Source organism: Heyndrickxia sp. FW510-T9 (assembly GCF_058781025.1).
Genome location: NZ_JBYSWK010000009.1, coordinates 100513 through 120842, shown reverse-complemented (window position 1 = coordinate 120842; position 20330 = coordinate 100513). Strand labels below are relative to the sequence as shown.

17 protein-coding genes are annotated in these 20330 nt (G+C 36.8%); 10 read left to right on the top strand and 7 right to left on the bottom strand.

Annotated features, from left to right (window positions below; genetic code table 11):
* Positions 1-501: 501 nt before the first annotated feature.
* Complete coding sequence (locus AC3WJF_RS07240; RefSeq protein WP_492450726.1) at positions 502-2262, bottom strand: glycoside hydrolase family 13 protein; 1761 nt, start codon at positions 2260-2262, stop codon at positions 502-504.
* Positions 2263-2423: 161 nt separating this feature from the next.
* Here AC3WJF_RS07240 and AC3WJF_RS07235 point away from each other — a divergent pair, with 161 nt between their 5' ends.
* The 9 genes from AC3WJF_RS07235 (at position 2424) to AC3WJF_RS07195 (ending at position 14116) form a co-directional block, all read left to right on the top strand.
* On the top strand, positions 2424-3692 hold the full coding sequence (locus AC3WJF_RS07235; RefSeq protein WP_492450725.1) for an extracellular solute-binding protein: 1269 nt from the start codon (positions 2424-2426) through the stop codon (positions 3690-3692).
* Positions 3693-3985: 293 nt separating this feature from the next.
* On the top strand, positions 3986-5263 hold the full coding sequence (locus AC3WJF_RS07230; RefSeq protein ID WP_492450723.1) for a carbohydrate ABC transporter permease: 1278 nt from the start codon (positions 3986-3988) through the stop codon (positions 5261-5263).
* Entirely contained in the window at positions 5264-6106 is an 843-nt protein-coding gene (locus AC3WJF_RS07225) for a sugar ABC transporter permease (RefSeq protein ID WP_492450722.1), read from the top strand. It begins immediately after the preceding gene.
* 268 nt (positions 6107-6374) lie between these two features.
* Positions 6375-8744 carry a glycoside hydrolase family 31 protein gene (locus AC3WJF_RS07220; RefSeq protein ID WP_492450720.1) on the top strand — a complete coding sequence of 790 codons (2370 nt, stop codon included), beginning with the start codon at positions 6375-6377 and terminating at the stop codon, positions 8742-8744.
* 30 nt (positions 8745-8774) lie between these two features.
* Complete coding sequence (locus AC3WJF_RS07215) at positions 8775-9812, top strand: LacI family DNA-binding transcriptional regulator (protein WP_492450719.1); 1038 nt, start codon at positions 8775-8777, stop codon at positions 9810-9812.
* A 177-nt stretch (positions 9813-9989) separates the two neighbouring features.
* A complete protein-coding gene (locus AC3WJF_RS07210; protein ID WP_492450718.1) occupies positions 9990-10712 on the top strand; it encodes a ThuA domain-containing protein in 723 nt (240 codons plus the stop codon).
* Positions 10713-10802: 90 nt separating this feature from the next.
* The gene (locus tag AC3WJF_RS07205) at positions 10803-11831 is read left to right on the top strand and encodes a Gfo/Idh/MocA family protein (RefSeq protein WP_492450716.1); all 1029 of its coding nucleotides are present in this window, start codon (positions 10803-10805) and stop codon (positions 11829-11831) included.
* Between the two features lie 91 nt (positions 11832-11922).
* Positions 11923-12960 carry a Gfo/Idh/MocA family protein gene (locus AC3WJF_RS07200; protein ID WP_492450715.1) on the top strand — a complete coding sequence of 346 codons (1038 nt, stop codon included), beginning with the start codon at positions 11923-11925 and terminating at the stop codon, positions 12958-12960.
* Between the two features lie 187 nt (positions 12961-13147).
* Complete coding sequence (locus tag AC3WJF_RS07195; RefSeq protein WP_492450713.1) at positions 13148-14116, top strand: sugar phosphate isomerase/epimerase family protein; 969 nt, start codon at positions 13148-13150, stop codon at positions 14114-14116.
* A 250-nt stretch (positions 14117-14366) separates the two neighbouring features.
* Here the strand turns inward: AC3WJF_RS07195 and AC3WJF_RS07190 are convergent, their stop codons facing one another.
* Complete coding sequence (locus AC3WJF_RS07190; protein ID WP_492450712.1) at positions 14367-14870, bottom strand: hypothetical protein; 504 nt, start codon at positions 14868-14870, stop codon at positions 14367-14369.
* Between the two features lie 127 nt (positions 14871-14997).
* Positions 14998-15288, bottom strand: coding sequence for a hypothetical protein (locus tag AC3WJF_RS07185; RefSeq protein WP_492450711.1), 291 nt, complete (start codon positions 15286-15288; stop codon positions 14998-15000).
* Positions 15289-15456: 168 nt separating this feature from the next.
* Here AC3WJF_RS07185 and AC3WJF_RS07180 point away from each other — a divergent pair, with 168 nt between their 5' ends.
* A complete protein-coding gene (locus AC3WJF_RS07180; protein WP_492450709.1) occupies positions 15457-17718 on the top strand; it encodes a putative bifunctional diguanylate cyclase/phosphodiesterase in 2262 nt (753 codons plus the stop codon).
* Between the two features lie 94 nt (positions 17719-17812).
* Here the strand turns inward: AC3WJF_RS07180 and AC3WJF_RS07175 are convergent, their stop codons facing one another.
* The 4 genes from AC3WJF_RS07175 to AC3WJF_RS07160 all read right to left on the bottom strand — a co-directional run bounded on the left by AC3WJF_RS07175 (position 17813) and on the right by AC3WJF_RS07160 (position 20275).
* A complete protein-coding gene (locus AC3WJF_RS07175) occupies positions 17813-18184 on the bottom strand; it encodes a hypothetical protein (protein WP_492450708.1) in 372 nt (123 codons plus the stop codon).
* A gap of 250 nt (positions 18185-18434) precedes the next feature.
* A complete protein-coding gene (locus AC3WJF_RS07170) occupies positions 18435-18953 on the bottom strand; it encodes an acyl-CoA thioesterase (protein WP_492450707.1) in 519 nt (172 codons plus the stop codon).
* 171 nt (positions 18954-19124) lie between these two features.
* The gene (gene cidR, locus AC3WJF_RS07165; protein ID WP_492450705.1) at positions 19125-20012 is read right to left on the bottom strand and encodes a cidABC operon transcriptional activator CidR; all 888 of its coding nucleotides are present in this window, start codon (positions 20010-20012) and stop codon (positions 19125-19127) included.
* A 137-nt stretch (positions 20013-20149) separates the two neighbouring features.
* Complete coding sequence (locus AC3WJF_RS07160; RefSeq protein ID WP_492450704.1) at positions 20150-20275, bottom strand: YjcZ family sporulation protein; 126 nt, start codon at positions 20273-20275, stop codon at positions 20150-20152.
* Positions 20276-20330 lie beyond the last annotated feature (55 nt).

Here is a 20330-nt window from a genome sequence, read left to right as displayed (position 1 = left end):
AAAGCAAAATCCCCAATACTCACGTTTTTTGAGTCAATAGGGGGAATTTCTCCGCCTATTTAAGCTGTTTTCAGTGTAATTTTTTAATTAAGGGGAATTTCTCCGCTTATTTATCAAACTCGCTTTAAAAAATATTATGAGCTTGTACGGTTGATTTAGTCAGATAAAGGAAATTTTAAAAAGAGATTAGAGATATTTTTCTCTCTAAGCCTTATTGACTGTGCAATATACTGTGATTTGCTATGTGATTAAGTTTGTGATTTACCGTTTTGCACCTCACAAGTAAACTCGTTATTAATTTCCCCGGTTGCTCAAAAATTTGCCTTATAATAACAGATCAATATATTCTAGATAATTTCATTAATAATATCCCACATAATATTTTTGAAAAAGGAATCCCCATATTTCTTCGTTTTACAACTAAATGGAAGCTCTTTTTAGTAGGAAATGATTGAATAGATTAATAATATTCCCCCTATATTCTAAAAATCAATGAGATTGTTAATCTCTCTGAATTTCCCAAATAGTGAACCCAAATGGCGGTAAAATAACCTTATCATGTATGCTTACTTGCTGATTATTCCACAAATCAGTCACTTGTAGACCTCTAATACCTATAGGCAATGGGAATTCTACTTCTACAACACTATTATTAACAACGAAAATGATCGTCTCTTGCTCAGATTGTTTTTGATAAATAATATGATTCGTCGAGTTATTTGCCTCTAAAAAGCGAAACTCAGCATCATTCCGAAATGCAGAATAATTTTTACGCAATTGAATGAGCTTTTTCATAAATGTTAAAAGCTCCCGGTCCTGCATCTCCTCATCCCAAATCATACATTTTCGACACCCAGGATCTTGTCCACCAGTCATACCGATTTCATCGCCATAATAAATACATGGTGTGCCAATGAAAGATAATTGAAATAATAGTAAGAGCTTAATCCGGTCTTTGTTCCCATCTGCAATGGTTAATATTCTTGGAGTATCATGACTGCCAAGGAGATTAAACGCTACTTCATTTACATTTTTCGGGTATGAATGTATAACATTGGTAAGTACATTCTTAAATTCTTCTGCCATAATTTTACCCTTAGCAAAAAAATCAAGTGCGCCTTGTGTAAAAGGATAATTCATTACAGCATCAAATTGGTCTCCTTGAAGCCACGGCATGGAGTCATGCCAAATTTCTCCGAGAATATAGGCATCAGGCTTGGCATCCTTCACCGTTTTGCGAAACTCCCGCCAAAATGCATGATCTACTTCATTAGCTACGTCAAGTCGCCAGCCGTCAATATCGAATTCCTCTATCCAATATTTTGCAACATCCAATATGTATTGTTTTACTTCCTCATTTTCTGTATTTAACTTAGGCATCTGTTCCGTAAAGGCAAAGGTATCATAATTGGGAACAGGAGCTGTTTTCACAGGGAACTCCCTTAGATGAAACCAATCCTTATATTTGGACCTTTCTTGGTTTTCGAGCACATCCTGAAAAGGAGCAAAATAAAATCCACTATGATTGAAAACTGCATCCAACATGACTCTAATGCCGTTTTGATGACAGGCTTCAACTAAGCGTTTAAAAGTAGCTTTGTCGCCAAACTGTGGATCAATTTCCATGTAATCGATTGTATCGTATTTGTGGTTGGAGAAAGCCTTGAAAATAGGAGTGAAATATAGGCCAGTAACGCCAAGATCTACTAAATAATCAATATGCTGAATGATCCCCGCGAAATCCCCTCCAAAGAAATTATCCCGCTCAGGTTCCGAGCTCCCCCAAGGTAGAGTGCCTTCAGGATTAATAGATGAATCACTATTAGCAAACCGTTCCGGAAAGATTTGGTACCACACTGTATCCTTCACCCATTCTGGGGCACGAAAAACGTCTGCTTGGTTTAAAAAAGGAAAACAGAAGTAATATGCAACATCGTCACATGGCGCATCTGCAAAAAAGCCTTTTTCCGTGTAAATGACTGTTTCGTCACCACTTTTAAGCTCGAATCCGTACCTCATTCGTCTAAATTCGGGTGAAACCTCTATAAACCAGTAATCAAACAACGCATCATTTCCGTTAAGCGTCATTTCTTTATAAGAAAAAATCCAGCCATCTTTATTCCAGTTATATGGATCACCGAATAAAAGTCTTACTGACTCCACATCATTTTTCTTTGTCCGCAATTGAATATGTAATGTATGTTCGTTATATGCGTAGGCAAAATTGTTTTTTGGACGGTGATAAATTGCTTCCAGTAGCATTTTTTATCCTCCTTATCTTACTATTTCTAATTTTATTTTAAGTAAAAATAGCACAAAAAATTATTTTGTGCAAACGGTTGCTTTTTAAAATCATTCGGTTATATAATTATGGTGCAAACGTTTTCATAGATTTCTATTTTAAAAACAAGGGGGAAATGATTTTGAAGAAGTTTTTAGCTTTAGTATTTACTCTTGCGCTTGTTGTTGGAATGCTTGCGGCCTGTGGGCCAAAGGATTCGAGCACTAGCTCTTCAGATGGCAACAAGAAAGCTGATGATGTAAAGAAACCTGAAAAATTACTTGTTTGGGAAGATAAAAAGCGAGGCGTAGCGTTAGAGCCTGCAATTAAGAGTTTCGAAGAAAAATATGGTATTAAAGTAGAATACAAGGAACTTGGTATGGCGGATGAAATGCAAAAGCAGCTTCCACTTGATGGTCCGGCTGGAACAGGTCCAGACGTTTTGACGCTTCCACATGACCAGCTTGGGGCATTAGCGACACAAGGCCTCCTTGAACCGATTAAAGTGGACCAATCTGTTCTTGACCTTTATACAGATTCTTCTATCCAAGCAGAAACTTATAACGGTAAATTATACGGATTACCAAAGGCAACAGAAACACCAGTATTTATTTATAACAAAAAGTATATGAATAAAGCACCAGATACATTTGATGAACTTTATACTTTTGCGAAGGATTTCACAAAGGACGGAAAGTATGGATTCTTAGCCCTTTGGGATAATTTCTATTTTGCAAATGCAATTATGGCAGGTAATGGCGGTTATGTTTTCAAAAATAATGACGGTAAATTAGATCCGAAGGACATTGGCTTAAATAATGACGGTGCACTTGCTGGTGCTGAGTATATTGGAAAATGGTATAAAGAGGGATTATTCCCTAAAGGTATCGTTGGTAATAGCGGTGGTTCTGCAAAAGATGGTCTTATGAATGATGGAAAAGTAGCAGCTGAAATGGATGGTCCATGGGCATTCCAAGGTTTGCAAAATGCAAAAATTGATTATGGTGTTGCTCCGCTTCCTAAATTACAGAATGGTGAATATCCAAAAACATTTGTAGGTGTGAAAGGCTGGCAAGTTTCTGCCTTTTCTAAAAACAAAAAGTGGGCTACAAAGCTTGTAGAATGGTTAGCAAATCCTGAAAATGCAAAAATTCGTTATGAAAAAACAGGGGAAATTCCTCCAGTTAAATCTTTAATGGAAGACCCTATTATTAAAGATAATGAAGGTGCAAACGCTGTTGCGGTTCAATCTGAACGTGGAGTTCCAATGCCGAACATTCCGGAAATGGGCCAAGTTTGGGATCCGATGGCTAAATCCTTGCAGTTAATTGCGACAAACAAACAGGATGCTAAGAAATCTCTTGATGATGCTGTTAAAATCATTAATGAAAAAATAGCATCAACAAAATAAGATTTTATTAAAATGTAAAGCGGTGCCTCTTTCATGAGGCGCTGCTTCACATTTTTACATCGATGCTCCAATAAACAAAACATGTAAGGAACAGAATATTTCTCTCTCGTGGAGGCTGTTTTTGTAAAAATGGTTGCTTTTATTAAAATAGCAACAAAGTTCAAGAATAGAGCCATCGTAAATGCCGACCCCAAAAAGAGGTTTGCATTTAAAGCTCATTTTGGGGTTGTTATTCACCTCGAGTTACTAACTTTAACTTACATATTACCTAGAAAGGGGAGCGGGTTTGTACTATGGAAGTAAGTCAATCAAAACATCAGAAATCTGCTGTAGCTTTGTCGATAATCCCGGGGTTTGGTCAAATTTATAATCGACAATATATAAAAGGAATTATTTTACTCATTCTTTCTTTTGCGTTCATCGTAGTTTTTAAGGACCTTTTAAACATGGGATTATGGGGAATTGTGACATTAGGTGTTGAGGTACCTAGGGATAATTCTATCTTCCTATTAATTGAAGGGATTCTGGCTCTCATTGTGGTTGTTTTTGGATTAGGTTTATATATCTTTAACCTATACGATGCCTTTCATAACGGTAAAAAAAGAGACCGAGGTATAGAACTAACCACATTACGCCAGCAGTATCGAAATGTAGTGGATAAGGGGTTTCCGTATTTAATCTTGTCACCTGGTATGTTTCTATTAATATTTGTAGTTATCTTTCCAATCTTGTTTGTAGTGTTATTGGCATTTACAAACTATGACTTATACCATTCTCCTCCTGCAAAACTTGTGGATTGGGTTGGATTTAAAAACTTTTTGGATATTGTAAAGCTTGATATATGGCGTTCCACTTTTATTGATGTCTTTTCATGGACTGTTATTTGGACATTTGTTGCTACAACTTGTCAAATAGCGATTGGAATATTCTTAGCCGTTCTTGTGAATCAAAAGGACTTGAAATTCAAGAAGTTTTTCAGAACCATCTTAATTTTGCCTTGGGCAGTTCCTGCGTTTGTGTCCATTCTAGTATTTGCTGGAATGTTTAATGATACATTTGGAACGATCAATAATGATATTTTAGCCTTTTTCGGTATTGATCCAATTCCATGGCTAACAGATCCGTTTTGGACAAAAGTTGCTTTAATTATGATTCAGTCGTGGCTTGGTTTTCCGTTTATCTTTGCAATGGTAACAGGAGTATTGCAATCAATTCCGGGTGAATTGTATGAAGCTGCAACTGTCGATGGTGCGACCATTTGGCAACAATTTAAAAAAATCACGTTACCAATGATACTATTTTCTATAGCACCGATTCTAATTACCCAATATACGTTTAATTTTAATAACTTCAACATTATCTATCTATTTAACGGTGGTGGACCTGCAGTTCCAGGTCAAACAGCCGGCGGTACAGACATTTTAATTTCATGGATTTACAATTTAACACTGGAAACAAAGCAATATGCGAAAGCAGCTGCTATTACACTTATTCTATCGATTATTGTTATAAGTGTAGCGATTTGGCAGTTTAGAAGAACGAAATCATTCCAAGAAGAGGATATGATGTAAATGAATATGAAAAGACAAAAATTCATACGCTTAACCTTAACTTATATTATCTTGGCAATTGTAGCAGTGATTATTATCTATCCAGTACTATGGATCGTTGGATCGTCTTTAAATCCCGGCGATAGTTTATCAGGATCATCTATGATTCCGAAGCATGCCACATTTGCGCATTACAAGGAATTATTTAATTTAGATAAGAGTAAATACTTACTATGGTATTGGAACACACTGAAAATTTGCTTTTTTACTATGGTTTTAGCGGTATTCATGATTGCCCTAATGGGATATTCTTTCTCAAGATATCGTTTTAAAGGAAGAAAATATAGTTTAATGACCTTTTTGATTTTGCAAATGATACCAAACTTTGCTGCCCTCATTGCGATTTATGTATTAGCATTACAAACACATTTAATTGATAAACATATTGGTCTCATTTTGTTCTATGTAGGTGGACTCCTGCCTATGAATACATGGTTGGCGAAGGGGTATTTTGATACGATTCCGAAAGAATTGGATGAATCAGCAAGAATGGATGGCGCGGGTCACTTTCGAATATTTTGGCAAATAATCCTGCCACTTGCGAAACCGATTTTGGCTGTTATCGCTTTGTTTAGCTTTATTTCTCCGTTCACAGATTTTATTATTGCAGGAGTTTTATTACGTTCAGAAGATAAATATACCCTTGCAGTTGGACTTTACCAATTAGTGGCGAAGCAATTCGGAAATGAATTTACAACGTTTGCCGCAGGAGCCGTTCTAATTGCAATTCCTATTTCTATCCTATTTTTATCGCTGCAAAAATATCTCATTTCTGGTTTAACCGCTGGGGGAACAAAAGGGTAAAAACAATAATTGAAAGCTTTTAAATATATGAGAGAAGATGCATTTTTCAATAGAACAACCTCTTTGAAAATAGCTTTGCCTAAGGCTTTTTTCTTAGATTGTGTTGCTTTTGTAAAAATATCTTATTAACTTCTTCATTTGGCTTAAGGATGGATATCCTTTTTAAGAAAAGATGCCCTTAAACTAAGTCTAATTTAGGATTTAATCAAGTTACGAAAAAGCAATACTCTATACGAAAATAGCCTTATTAAAATAGGAGGTATACACCATGCAAGATACAAGCTTTGCCATCCATCCTGGAAATAAGAAGCAATTAAAGAATTCACCATATAATGATATTGGTCATTTTGAGTCTTTGGAGCAAACTGAAAGTTTAGTAGAAATTAGATGTGAGCAAGGATTTGTAAATATTCTCTTTTACCGAGAGGATATCGTGAGGATTGTTATGAATCCCTTCCAAAAACCATTTATGAATAGTAGCTTTGCTTTAATAAAAGATGCTGAAGATGTTCCGTATCAGTTAAAAGAAGAGTATGAGCGAATTACCCTTACAAGTAACGAGCTTAAGCTTGTTATTCAGAAATTCCCACTCCGAGTGAATGTTTATTCACAAGATGGTCGTTTACTTGTAGGTGAAAGTGAACGCGGTATGGGCTTCAATGAGAAAAAGGAAATAATCTGCTATAAGGATATGTTGGAGAACGATCATTTCTATGGGTTTGGGGAAAAAACAAGCTTTTTAGATAAACGTGGCGAAAAGATGACGATGTGGAATAGTGATGTGTATGCCCCACATAATCCTGAAATAGACGCGTTATACGAGTCGATTCCCTATTTCATGACACTGCGTGACGGAAAAGCGCATGGAATCTTTTTCGACAATACGTATAAAACGGTTTTTGATATGAAGAGTGAGCAGGATTCCTATTCCTTTTGGGCAGAAGGGGGACAGATTGATTATTTTGTCCTAGCAGGACCAACTCCCAAAAATGTATTGGAGCAATACACGACCTTAACAGGAAGAATACCAATACCACCTAAATGGGCTCTTGGCTATCATCAGTCCCGTTATAGCTATGAAACGGAACAAGAGGTGCGCCAATTGGCAGCGACCTTTATAGAAAAAGATATTCCGGTAGATGCAATCTATCTTGATATCCATTATATGGATGGTTATCGTGTGTTTACCTTTGATCAAGAACGTTTTCCAAATCCAAAACAACTAGTTAGTGATTTATATAAATCGGGGATTAAGGTTGTACCAATCGTAGACCCAGGAGTGAAAGAAGATCCTGAATATCACGCCTTTCAAGAAGGAGTTTACGGGAACCATTTTTGTGAATATATGGACGGAAAAATATATTATGGAGATGTATGGCCAGGAAATAGTGCCTTCCCTGATTTCACGAATACAAAAACAAGAGAATGGTGGGGAGAAAAGCATCGTTTCTATACTGATTTAGGAATTGAAGGTATATGGAATGATATGAATGAACCTGCCGTATTTAACGAAACAAAGACGATGGATGTTAAGGTCATGCATGGAAATGATGGAAATGCCAAAACTCATAGAGAAATGCATAATGTGTATGGTCTTTTAATGGGGGAAGCAACATATAACGCTTTGAAGCAGCAAAATAATGGAAACCGACCTTTCTTATTAACGAGGGCAGGATATGCTGGAGTCCAACGTTATGGAGCAGTTTGGACAGGGGATAACCGTAGTTTTTGGGAGCATTTGGCAATGGCCATTCCGATGTGTATGAATCTTGGTGTTTCCGGTGTTCCTTTTACAGGACCGGATGTTGGAGGGTTTGCACATGATACGACAGGAGAATTGCTTGCACGTTGGACACAATTCGGTGCCTTCACACCATATTTTCGTAATCACAGTGGCCTTGATACTGTTAGACAAGAGCCTTGGTCGTTTGGGGAAGATATCGAAAATATAGTGAAAAAGTATATCCAATTAAGATATAAATGGCTTCCACATCTCTATACCTTATTCCATGAGGCAAGTAAAACGGGAGTACCTGTTATGAGACCTCTATTAATGGAATATCCAAATGATATAAATACGGTTAATCTATCTGATCAATTTTTAATTGGTGAAAATGTTATTATTGCCCCAATTCTGAAGCCAACTACTTACCATCGAATTGTTTATCTTCCAGAAGGAACTTGGTACGATTATTGGACAAAACAATCCTATAATGGTGGTACTCATATATTGGTGGAGGCATCCCTTGATACACTGCCGATTTTTGTAAAAGAAGGAGCTATTCTTCCTCATAGTAGCAATGTAAAGAATACTTCCGAATCACCAGAGACGATGGAGATTCACATTTATAGAAAGAAAATGGGCGCAAGTATTTATAAGCTTTATGAAGATGACGGAAGAACCTTTGAATATGAGAAAGGTAACTATTTGAAGAAAGAAATTAGCTGTAATTTTGAAAATAAAACGATTACAATAAACATGGAAGATTTACACAACGGCTATCAACCGAGCTGGATGCAGATTGAGTTTACTATTTTTGATGCGGATAAAGAAATAGATGTACTGTTTAATGGAAAAAAAGTAGAAATGAGCTTCAATGAACAAGGACGTGTAGCTACATTTAATGTTGGCATATAGCATATTAGCTTATGAAAAAGGGGGGGGAGCATGACCGTAACAATAAAAGACGTAGCTAAAATGGCTGGAGTTGCTCCATCAACAGTCTCAAGGGTCATTGCGAATAATCCTCGAATTAGTGACTCAACGAAGAAAAAAGTCAAGGAGGCTATGGATTATTTAGGCTATCATCCTAACATTAACGCCAGAAGCTTGGCAGCCCGATCTACCCAAGCGCTTGGCCTTGTGATGCCAAGCTCAGCAGATAAGGTGTTTCAGAATCCTTTTTTCCCTGAAGTTATAAGAGGGATTAGCACTAAGGCACATGAGAAAGGTTTTGCTCTATATATTTCAACTGGGATGAATGAACAGGAAATATTTGATGGCGTCGTAGAAATGGTGCAAGGTCGACGGGTAGATGGAATCATCCTATTATCTACTAGTATGGACGATAGAATAGTGGAATATCTTTATCAATCTCGCTTCCCTTTTACTGTCATTGGAAAACCATATAAATATGAAGATAAAATCTCACATGTAGACAATGATAACTATCGTGCCGCTGGGGAGCTAACGAAGCATTTAATAGATTTAGGACATGAACGCATTGCTTTTATTGGTGGAAGCCTTAATCTTGTCATGACAACGGATCGATTGCTTGGCTATGAAAAAGCATTACGTAAATCGAATATCCCTTTTCGAGAAGATTACATTATTCATGAGGAGTTTTTAAAAGAAGGTGGAAGAGGAGCAGTGGAAGCCTTAATGGCTTTACAGGAGCCGCCAACTGCCTTTGTTGTAATGGATGATTTAATGGCGCTAGGAGTTCTTGGGATGCTATCTGAAAAAGGAATTATGGTCCCTGATGATGTTTCGGTTGTCAGCTTTAACAATGTTATGCTGGCAGAGTTGTCCAATCCCCCCCTAACAAGCGTTGATATTAATATTTTTCAATTAGGGTATAGTGCAGCCGGTTCTTTGCTAGATACACTTGAAAATGAAGATAAAAAGCCAGAACGAATTATTATTCCTCACAAAATTATCGATAGAATGTCTAACGCACCTTTAAATAAAGGTGAAGAGGAATGAATGGGAAGATTGAATTCTTTCCATTTTTTTATAAAACTTTTAAATAGACTCTACTAACGGATGCCTTTCATTCGCATACTTTTTTTAGAGGTTCATAAATTAATTACTAGGCTAATAAAGGTTAGAGGAGACATTGTAGCTGTCCACTTACCAAACAACATAAGGGAGTGTTTTAAAATGACAAAAGTCACAGTCTGGAATGAAAATCGCCACGAAAAAACAAATCCGGTGGTAGCGGGTATATATCCAAATGGAATTCACGGGGCCATTTCTGCCTTTCTTGAAAAAGAAGGCTTAGAAGTGAAAACGGCAACATTGGATGAACCTGAACATGGATTAACAGATGAAGTTTTAGCGAATACAGATGTCCTTGTTTGGTGGGGGCATATGGCACATGATGAGGTTTCAGACGAAACGGTAAATAAAGTAGTAGCCCGAGTATTAGATGGAATGGGGTTAATTGTATTACATTCTGGACATTTCTCGAAGATATTCAAAAAATTAATGGGAACATCTTGTGACTTGAAATGGCGTGAAGCAGATGATCGTGAAAGAATTTGGGTAGTTGACCCAAGCCATCCGATTGTTGCAGGTCTAAACGAATATATTGAATTAGAGAAAGAAGAAATGTATGGAGAGCATTTTGATATTCCCGCACCAGATGAACTGATATTTATGAGCTGGTTTGAAGGCGGAGAAGTGTTCCGCAGCGGATGTACATATCGCCGTGGGAACGGAAAAATCTTTTATTTCCGACCTGGACACGAAACATATCCAACTTATCACAATGAAGAAATCCAAACAGTAATCACGAACGCAGTTCAGTGGGCAACACCTACTGATCATGCACGACCTGTATATGGAAATGCTAAACCACTAGAGGAAATTTCAAAAAAATAATATGAAGAAATTGTAATGAAGATAGCTGGAGATTTGCTGGGATAAAGATTGAGCAAATGAAATCCATATATTTCTAAGGAGGAATGGCAAATGACAAAAATAAATATTGGCGTTATCGGTTGCGGAAGTATTGCCACACATCGCCACCTGCCTGAATATGTAGCGAATAAGAATGCCGAAATTGTAGCAGTATGCGATATTGTCGAAGAACGAGCAAAAGAAAAGGCTGAAAAATATGGTGCGAAATTTTACACCAAATATGAGGATCTGTTAGCAAACGAAGAAATCGATGCCGTTAGTGTTTGTACTCCAAACTATCTGCATGCACCAGTCTCTATAGCGGCTCTGAACGCTGGTAAGCATGTACTTTGTGAAAAGCCAATGGCTACATCAGGCGTTGAAGCGAAGGCAATGATAGAAGCTGCTGAAAAAAATGGAAAAAAATTAATGATTGCTCATAATCAGCGATTTGTTCCTTCCCATGTAAAGGCGCGTGAATTCATTGAATCTGGCAAACTAGGAAAAGTTTACAGCTTCCGAACTGCATTTGGTCATGGCGGTCCAGAAGGATGGAGCGTTGACGGTGCGAACAGCTGGTTCTTTAAGAAAGAGGAAGCATTTATTGGAGCAATGGGCGACCTTGGCGTCCATAAGACTGATCTAATCCGTTATATCTTGAATGAAGAAATCGTAGAGGTTGCTGCTTTTGTTGATACGTTGGCAAAAGAAAATTCAACCGTAGATGATAATGCGGTTTGCATTTTAAAAACGGAAAGTGGAATTGTCGGCACGCTTGCAGCCAGCTGGTCTTATGTCTCCAAAGAAGATAACTCAACTATAATCTATGGAGAAAATGGTATATTGCGTTTAGAGGAAGATCCGGATTATTCTCTAATAATTCAACACAAAAATGGAGAAGTGGAAAAGTTCGATTTAGGAAAAATCCAGTCGAATGAGGATGGCGGACAAAATACTTCCCATGTGATTGATCAATTTATTCATAGTCTTGTAAACAATACAGAGACTCCGATTAACGGATATGAAGGGATGAAATCACTGAATGTAATTCTTGCAGCACTGGAGTCTAGTGAAACTGGCAAAATTACAAAGGTGAAATGAGGAGTATTGTAGAATCTATATTTATATATAAAGAAAGAGATTCAAGGCAGAATCAATTTGCCTTATCTCCTTCTTGAAATGAGGTGCTTTTATGAGCAAGTTGCGCTTAGGTGTTATTGGTGTTGGTGGAATTGCAGTTGGTCGTCATATCCCTGCTTTTCGAAAATTGAAAGAGGAAGTATCTATTGTTGCGGTAAGTGATGTCAATTTGGAACGTGCCAAAAGCGTTGCAGAGGAATTTGATATTCCCCATGCTTATGCAGATTATCGAGACATGCTTTCGGAAGTCGATGCTATTGTTGTTTGTACCCCTAACAAATTTCATGCTGAAATATCCATTCAAGCATTAGAGGCAGGTGTCCATGTTCTTTGTGAAAAACCAATGGCGATGACAGCTGCAGAATGCCAAGCGATGATAGATGCTGCCAAGAAGTCAAACAAAGTCTTAAGCATCGGTTTTCACTACCGTTATATGAAAGAAACGCAAGCAGCGAAAAGGGTCATGGCTGCAAAAGAAATTGGAGAACCATTAGTGGTTCGTGTTCAAGCATTACGAAGAAGAAAAGTACCGGGTTGGGGTGTTTTTACCAATAAAGATCTTCAAGGCGGGGGCAGCCTTATTGACTATGGATGCCATTTACTGGACCTATCTCTATGGTTGATGGGAAATCCGAAGCCGATTGAGGTAACCGGAACTACATACAATACGCTAAGCAAACAGACTGGCCAGGTCAATCAATGGGGCAGTTTCGACCACGAAACCTTCAACGTTGATGATCATGTAACAGGTTATATTCGTTTTGAGAATGGTGCTTCCATGCTTCTGGAGGTTTCCTGGGCAGCCAATATTGAAAGTGATAAGGAAAGCGTTAGTATATCCGGTGATCAAGGTGGACTTGAGGTATTTCCATTTAAGTTGAACTTTGCGAAACATGGGATGCTTTTTAATAGTGAAGCAACATGGATTCCAAGTGAAGAAGACCATGGCTACAGTCAAGCCAGGAACTTTGTGGATGCTTGTGTAAATGGAGCGGAATTAATGGTGAAACCGGAAGAGGCCTTATTTGTTTCGCAAATTATGGAAGCAATCTACAAAAGCAATGAAGAGAAAAAAAGCGTACAACTTTAAGAAAGGCTCTTTTCTTAAACTTTTTTGCTTTTAAAGACAAAATCCCTATAAACATCGTTAAATAGGTTATGAATGAATAGCTATTATAAGAAAAGATGCCCCGAAACTAAGTCCTTACTAGGATTTACATCTATTTACAAAACAACAATCTATACAAAAACAATCTTAAGAAATGGTGGGATATTAGATGAAATTAGGTGTTTTTACCGTATTATTCTCTGATAAGTCTTTTACCGACATGCTGGATTATGTTAAAGCAGCTGGGTTAACGGCTGTTGAAATTGGAACTGGCGGCTATCCTGGTGATGCTCACTGTAAATTGGATGAATTATTGGATAGCAAGGAAAAAAGAGATGCATACTTACATGAAGTGACATCTCGTGGGTTGCAAATTAGCGCTTTTAGTTGCCATGGTAATCCAATTTCACCGGACATAGAATTCGCGAGTCTTAGTCATGATGTTTTTGTGAAAACAGTAAAATTGGCTTCCTTAATGAATGTACCAGTTGTAAATTGCTTCTCCGGAACACCTGGTGATCATGAAGGTGCAAAATATCCAAACTGGCCGGTAGTAGCATGGCCAAATGAATATGCTGATATATTAAAATGGCAATGGGAAGAAAAGTTGATTCCGTACTGGAAGGAATGGGGACAGTTTGCGAAGGATCATAATGTGAAAATTGGTCTCGAGCTTCATGGTGGTTTCCTAGTGCACACTCCATATACGTTATTGAAACTCCGTGAAGCTACATGTGATGCTATCGGTGCAAACCTTGATCCAAGCCATCTTTGGTGGCAAGGAATTGATCCTGTAGCTGCAATCAAAATTTTAGCAAAGGAAAATGCAATCCATCATTTCCATGCGAAGGATACCTACATTGATCAGGACAATGTGAATATGTATGGTCTTACTGATATGCAGCCATACGGCGAAGTAAGAACAAGATCATGGACATTCCGCTCTGTTGGCTGCGGCCACGGTCTTCAAGAATGGTCTGACATGATGAGCGCTCTTCGCACATACGGGTACGATTATGTCGTAAGCATTGAACATGAAGATCCAATCATGTCGATTGAAGAGGGTTTCAAGCGTGCGGTGAAAAACCTAAAATCTGTGCTGATTGAAGAAACACCTGCAGATATGTGGTGGGTGTAATAAGGATAAAAAAGGAAAGAGCCTGTCTCTTTCCTTTTTTATTGATATATCGAAATTATAAAATCCGAATGATATTACCTTACCAGGGTTAATAGGTAATCTCGATGAAGAGAACAAATTTGTGAATATAACGGTGATTGAATTCCGATTCAAAACTAATTCATGCCAAATCTATGTAAATAATGTCTTTGATCAACATCTTATCATTGAAAAGAGCGATTTTTAAAATCGCTTTTTAAGTAGGATAAAATTATTTAGAATGATTGTTGATAAATGAAACAAGTTCATTGTACAGAGCATTTGTATTATCAAGTACTTTATATCTTTTACCTCTTAGATTACCACCTAAATCTGCAGCAAGTATCCACTTTTCTGCAATAACATACCGTTGGAAACTTCCGTCTTTAAAATGAATGGTTAAGTCATAGCAGTCCCTTAAAGTAGGCATATTCCCGCCATTCCAAATACGTAATTTATTATCTAGCAAATGGCGGATAGTGTCCTGATTGCTAATATCGAACTCCTTAAAATCTTTTGGTGGAGCTTTAACTTTTTGCAAATTCATTTCTAGTGTGTAAGGTGTGGAGACAGTGATTTTTTCAATATCGTTGTGGTCTCCGGAACGCATATTCTTTTCAACAACTTTTGAAAAATTCGTAGGTAGTACAGGATTAATGTTGAAAAACCACATTGGTAGTAACAGTATTAATAGTCCCACAAGTATAGCGATATTGATTTTTCTCTTTCTACTCAATAATATCCCCCCTATGTATTGCTTTTGTCCAAGATTGAGTCTTAGATGAATCGTAAGCTCTCATCCCCATCCAATAAGAACAAATTCCACCATCCATACGTCGATGATCAAGGCGCCTGCGTATTTGTTATTTATCTCGTATCCCCTGATACAAATTCACCACACCAATCAAGAAATGCATGACCATCCCAACCCCTGGAATAAAGGCAAGGATGTTTCCAATAATACCGAAGACGGACGCGGATTTCGCTCTATTGGCTACAAAAGCAATAATTAAGCCGATAAAATGAAAAACAATCAAAGTTCCTAATGGCTTCCAAGCATGTGATAGAATAATGAGACCGCCTAAAATCGGAATACTGTAGAATAACTCAACTAATCCTATAATGATTTTGTATAATCGTAAAATTGAACTCATTTCAATGAAAATCCCCTTTTTAGGATGATTATATCATTTGTTTTGTGAAAATTAAAAATAATCCTCCTGATATTTTATAGATAATTCATTTTTTTCCTTTATAGTATGAGGAATCCTAAAAGTGATAAATTAATAATAATTCTAGCCTTTATAAATGGAGAATCATACATGACAAATCAAGAAAAAAACATAAAACAAAAAGTGATATTTTTTAGTGTATTTGTTATTTTATCCGAAATAATTAACGAGGTTGAGGCGCTTTTCCATCCTGTTAATAACTGGATCACGCGCTTACTACATTTAGCGTTTAGCATGATAATCATGTTTTTGTTATTTTTATTAATACGAGACATTCAAAACACAACAAAGGAATTAAAAACTAGTGATGAGAAGCTAAGAAATATTTTTGATACACTTGATGTAGCCATTTGGTTTCACGACTTAAAAGCAAATTCCATATTAATTACACCTGGTATAGAGAAGCTTTATGCTCGTTCATTGCATGAATTTTACGAGGATCACGAGCTTTGGAGGAAGGTTATTTCTCCAGACGATATGCATCTTTTAGAGGTAAGGGAAAAAAGATTGCAGTTAGGTGAACCTGTCACATCGATTTATCGAATCATTAGACCTGATGGTGAAGTACGGTGGATTCAGGATAGAGGTTTTCCAAAAACCGATGAGAACGGGAATTTAATCGAGTTTTCCAGTGTATTATTTGATATTACTGATCGGCAAGAAAGTGAGGATCGCTACCGCAGTCTTGTCGAAATGTCACCAGATATTATTTTAGTAACAAGCAAAAACAAAATAGATTATATTAATGAAACAGGCTGCAAACTTATCGGGGCAACCAATACATGTGAATTAGTCGGACAGCCCTTAACCACATTTATTACAGCAGAAGCACTAACTAATTTTCAAACACTTATTAATACATCTAGTGAAGAAGAAATCACAAAAACTCGTTTTGAGGTACAAGTAGTTCGACTAGATGGAAAATCGTTTGAAATTGAGATGGCTATGATGCCAATTTTATATGAAGGAAGAAGTGCTTGGCATGTAGTGGGGCGTGATATTACCGAGCGCAAAAAAGTAGAAAAAACGATTGAAAAGCTAGCATATTATGATACCTTAACAGGACTTCCGAATCGTAATTTGTTCAGACGTCATTTGAAATCGGTTCTAAGTAATTCAAATGGTAATACATTAGCTGTTTTATTTTTAGATTTAGATCGTTTTAAAATGATTAATGACACAAAGGGACATACGATCGGGGATTTATTATTAAAGGAAGCGACAATTTTTTTACGAAATGCCGTCCAAAATGAAGGGATGGTCTCCAGGCAAGGTGGAGATGAATTTATTATTTTGTTGGAAAATACAAATAAGTTGGAAACAGAACGAATTGCTAAGAGAATTTTAAAGGAATTTTCCAATCCAATTAAGTTGGATAATAATGAGTTTTTTGTTACTCCAAGTATAGGGATTAGTATGTATCCTGAAGATGGTGTAGACCAAGAAACGTTGATTAAGCATGCAGATTCGGCTATGTATCTTGCCAAGGAATGGGGGAAGAAGAAATATCAGTTTTATTCCGCTCATCTGGATGGATTAGCAAGTCGAACGATGGAACTTGAAAATGGCTTGAGAAAGGCGTTAGCACACAATGAGTTGCTTCTTTTTTATCAACCAAATGTGGAATTGAAATCGGGAAGAATTAATGGGGTAGAAGCGTTAATTCGGTGGAACCATCCGAAGCTTGGAATGATTCCGCCAACTGAATTTATCCCGCTTGCAGAGGAAACAGGATTGATTATTCCACTTGGAAATTGGGTTTTGGAAAAAGCAATGTGCCAATACATGAATTGGATGAGTAATGGAATACGGAAAGTTCAACTCGCCGTGAATGTTTCTGTCCGCCAACTCCAAGATGAAGACTTTATTTATAAAGTGCAGCAGCTAATTGAAAAAACCGGTATGGACGCAGCATTTCTTGAACTTGAAATAACGGAAAGTATCATGCAGGATATTGAAAAATCTATCCTCATTTTAAACCGTTTGAAGCAGCTTGGTGTACAAATAGCAATTGACGATTTTGGAAAAGGATATTCTTCGTTAAGTTATTTAATGAAGCTACCGATTGATAAAATAAAGATTGATAAGCTTTTTGTAGAAGATATTTCCAATCAAGCAGACCAAAGTTCGATAATGAAGTCTATTATAGATATGGTGCATAGTCTCAAATTCAATGTAATTGCAGAAGGGATAGAAAAGAAAGAACAAGCATTATTCCTTCAAGAAAATGGTTGTGAATTAGGGCAGGGATATTATTTTTGTAAGCCACTACCTCCAGATGAAATCGTGGGAATTTTGGAAAAGGGATTTATTTTCGATGGAAATGAACAAAAATTTCAGAGCAGAGAATAAAGTTTAAAGTTCTCTGCTTTGACTATCCTTTGAATTCTCTCTATATGGAGATGTGGGGAAGAAGACTGTTTGGGTACTTCCGACAAAAGGGAATTTATCTTATAATTGAAACTCCAACAACAGATTCCGGTGCATTCCCTAATACTAATAAACTGATTCGGGAAAACCCGATACTATTAATATTTTTAAAAACTTTTTTCAGTGCCGGAAAATCAATATCATCCTTCAATGTTTGAAGTTCTTTTTTATATAACCGCAAAACAGAACCTTGGACAAATGATGGTGTAATATGACTTGCATCTTCATCCATTAATAATTTGCCCATGTACTGATATTTAAATTGCAAAGCTCTAGTAAAACTAACAACATGTACTAGCTTTTCGTAAAGGACAGGGTATGAGATCTGAAGCTCCGCTAATTCATCTTTTGCTCCTTTTAATTCACCAATACTTGTAAGTGTCAGCATCATCCATCCTCCTTGAAATATTTGTAAATATACGTGTTTCATCACAAAAATTATTTAACTAATGTAGACTATGTCTAGCTCCAGGTGAAATTTGTACTTCAATTTCAATAGCGCCTATCGGCTAGCGGATTTCTCCGTCTCCTCCCTACGATAAGTCAACATCGGTTCGTGAACTACCTCACCGTGTTTCCTTTATCTCAGTCGAAGACTACGAAATCCGTACGCTAGAGCTGCGGCGCCTACGATTTTCTTAGTTATCCCAAGGTTTATTAATTGTAATGTAGCCTGCTAATTCCTTACTTTTTTGTCTTCTTAACTTACGTATTTCTGCACGTTCTTTCCCTGTATTGTAAAGGAATTTTTCCTCTTCTGTTTCTGGTATTACACCAGGTACTTCCACTGGTTTCTTGTTTTCATCTAATGCAACAAAGGTTAAAAACGCCGTTGCTGCAATTCGACGTTCACCAGTCATAATATCTTCTGCAATGACTTTGCAGAAGATTTCCATAGACGTTCTTCCTGTATACGTAACAAATGACTCCACACATACGGAGTCTGTTTGATGAATAGGGCAAAGAAAATCAATCGAGTCTGTTGAGGCAGTAACACATTCTTTAATTCTAGAGTGTCTGCGGGCAGAAAGGGTAGCGGCATCATCTAGTTTTTTCATTAAAATTCCGCCGAATAATGTATTATAATTATTTAAATCACAAGATAAAACTTGTGCAGTATTTACGATACGACTTTCTTTCACTTTTTTTGTGTACATACTACGACTTCCTTTCTTGTTTGGAATCCAAAGATGAAATACGAGAAAGGTTTTTTTACCTACTGTTAAAGTGTAAGCCGCATCGTTATGTATGTAAAATGGTTATATTTTATATGTAATATAGCTTTTATCTATGTAAATGCTTCCATTTATAAAGGAATGGCATATAGCTTAAATTCCTTTTTTAAGCTCCTCTTTTGTAAAGGTAAGCCATTCACGAGCTGCAAAGGAAAGATACTGATGCTTTCCCCAGATAATTCCTAAATTCCAGCTTATTGTTGGATTTACTACTTTAATAGATCGAACTTTTTTACTTAATTGGTGGCACAGGCTTTCTGGTAAAAGGGAGACCCCTAAATTCCACGAAACCATTTCTTCAATAAAAGACCATTGCGAACTTTTAGAGATAATTTTTGGATCAAATCCTGCATTGTGACAAGAAGAAATGATACGATCGTGAAGAACAAATTCCTTATTAAATAATATAAATGGCTCGTTTGCAAGCTCCACTAAATCGATTTTTTCCCTTTCTGCAAATGGGTGGGAAGGATGCAAAATTAGATTTAAATCTTCTTCCATAAAGGAGAAATAATTAAATATTTCATCATTTGTCGGGAGGACAACAACACCTACATCAAGTAGATTATTTACTACATCCTCCTCCACTTTTTTGGAGCCATCCTCTGTCAATTGAAATGTAATCCCAGGATATTTTTCGTGAAATCTTCCAATAAATTTAAGTAAAAATTGCGCATCAAAAATAGGGGGAAGTCCAATTCTAATGTTCCCCTTTTTAAGTATTAATAGATTATCTAATTCCGATTCCAAATTATGAAATGCTTGATTCACTATTTTTGCTTGTTCCAATATTACCTTTCCTGCATCCGTTAATGTTAATTGCTTTCGGGAACGGTCAAACAGGGAAACCCCCAGCTCCGTTTCGAGGTTCTTGATCACTTTGCTAATGGTTGGCTGTGTAATAAATAAATGATCTGCCGCAATCGAGAAGCTATTATATTTTGATACTTCGATAAAATATTGCAATTGCTTGATGTCCAAATAGCCACACCTGCCTGGTTAAAATGTATAAATAAAATTTTACTAATCGATGAAATATTTATAAAGTCTTAATCCTGTATAAATGAAAATGAAGCGCCGCTGGGACGCCTCATTCATAAAAAGGAGGTATTTTGATATTAATACACCCAAGCAGCACCAACGATAATTAATAAAATAAACAATACAACAATTAAAACAAATGGATTAGCCCCGGTGCTCACTGGCATAGCATAACTATATCCTCTATTGCAGCAGAATCCCATTATAAGCACCTCCTTTCAAAAGGTCTACTATATTTTATGTAGGAGAGACCTTTTT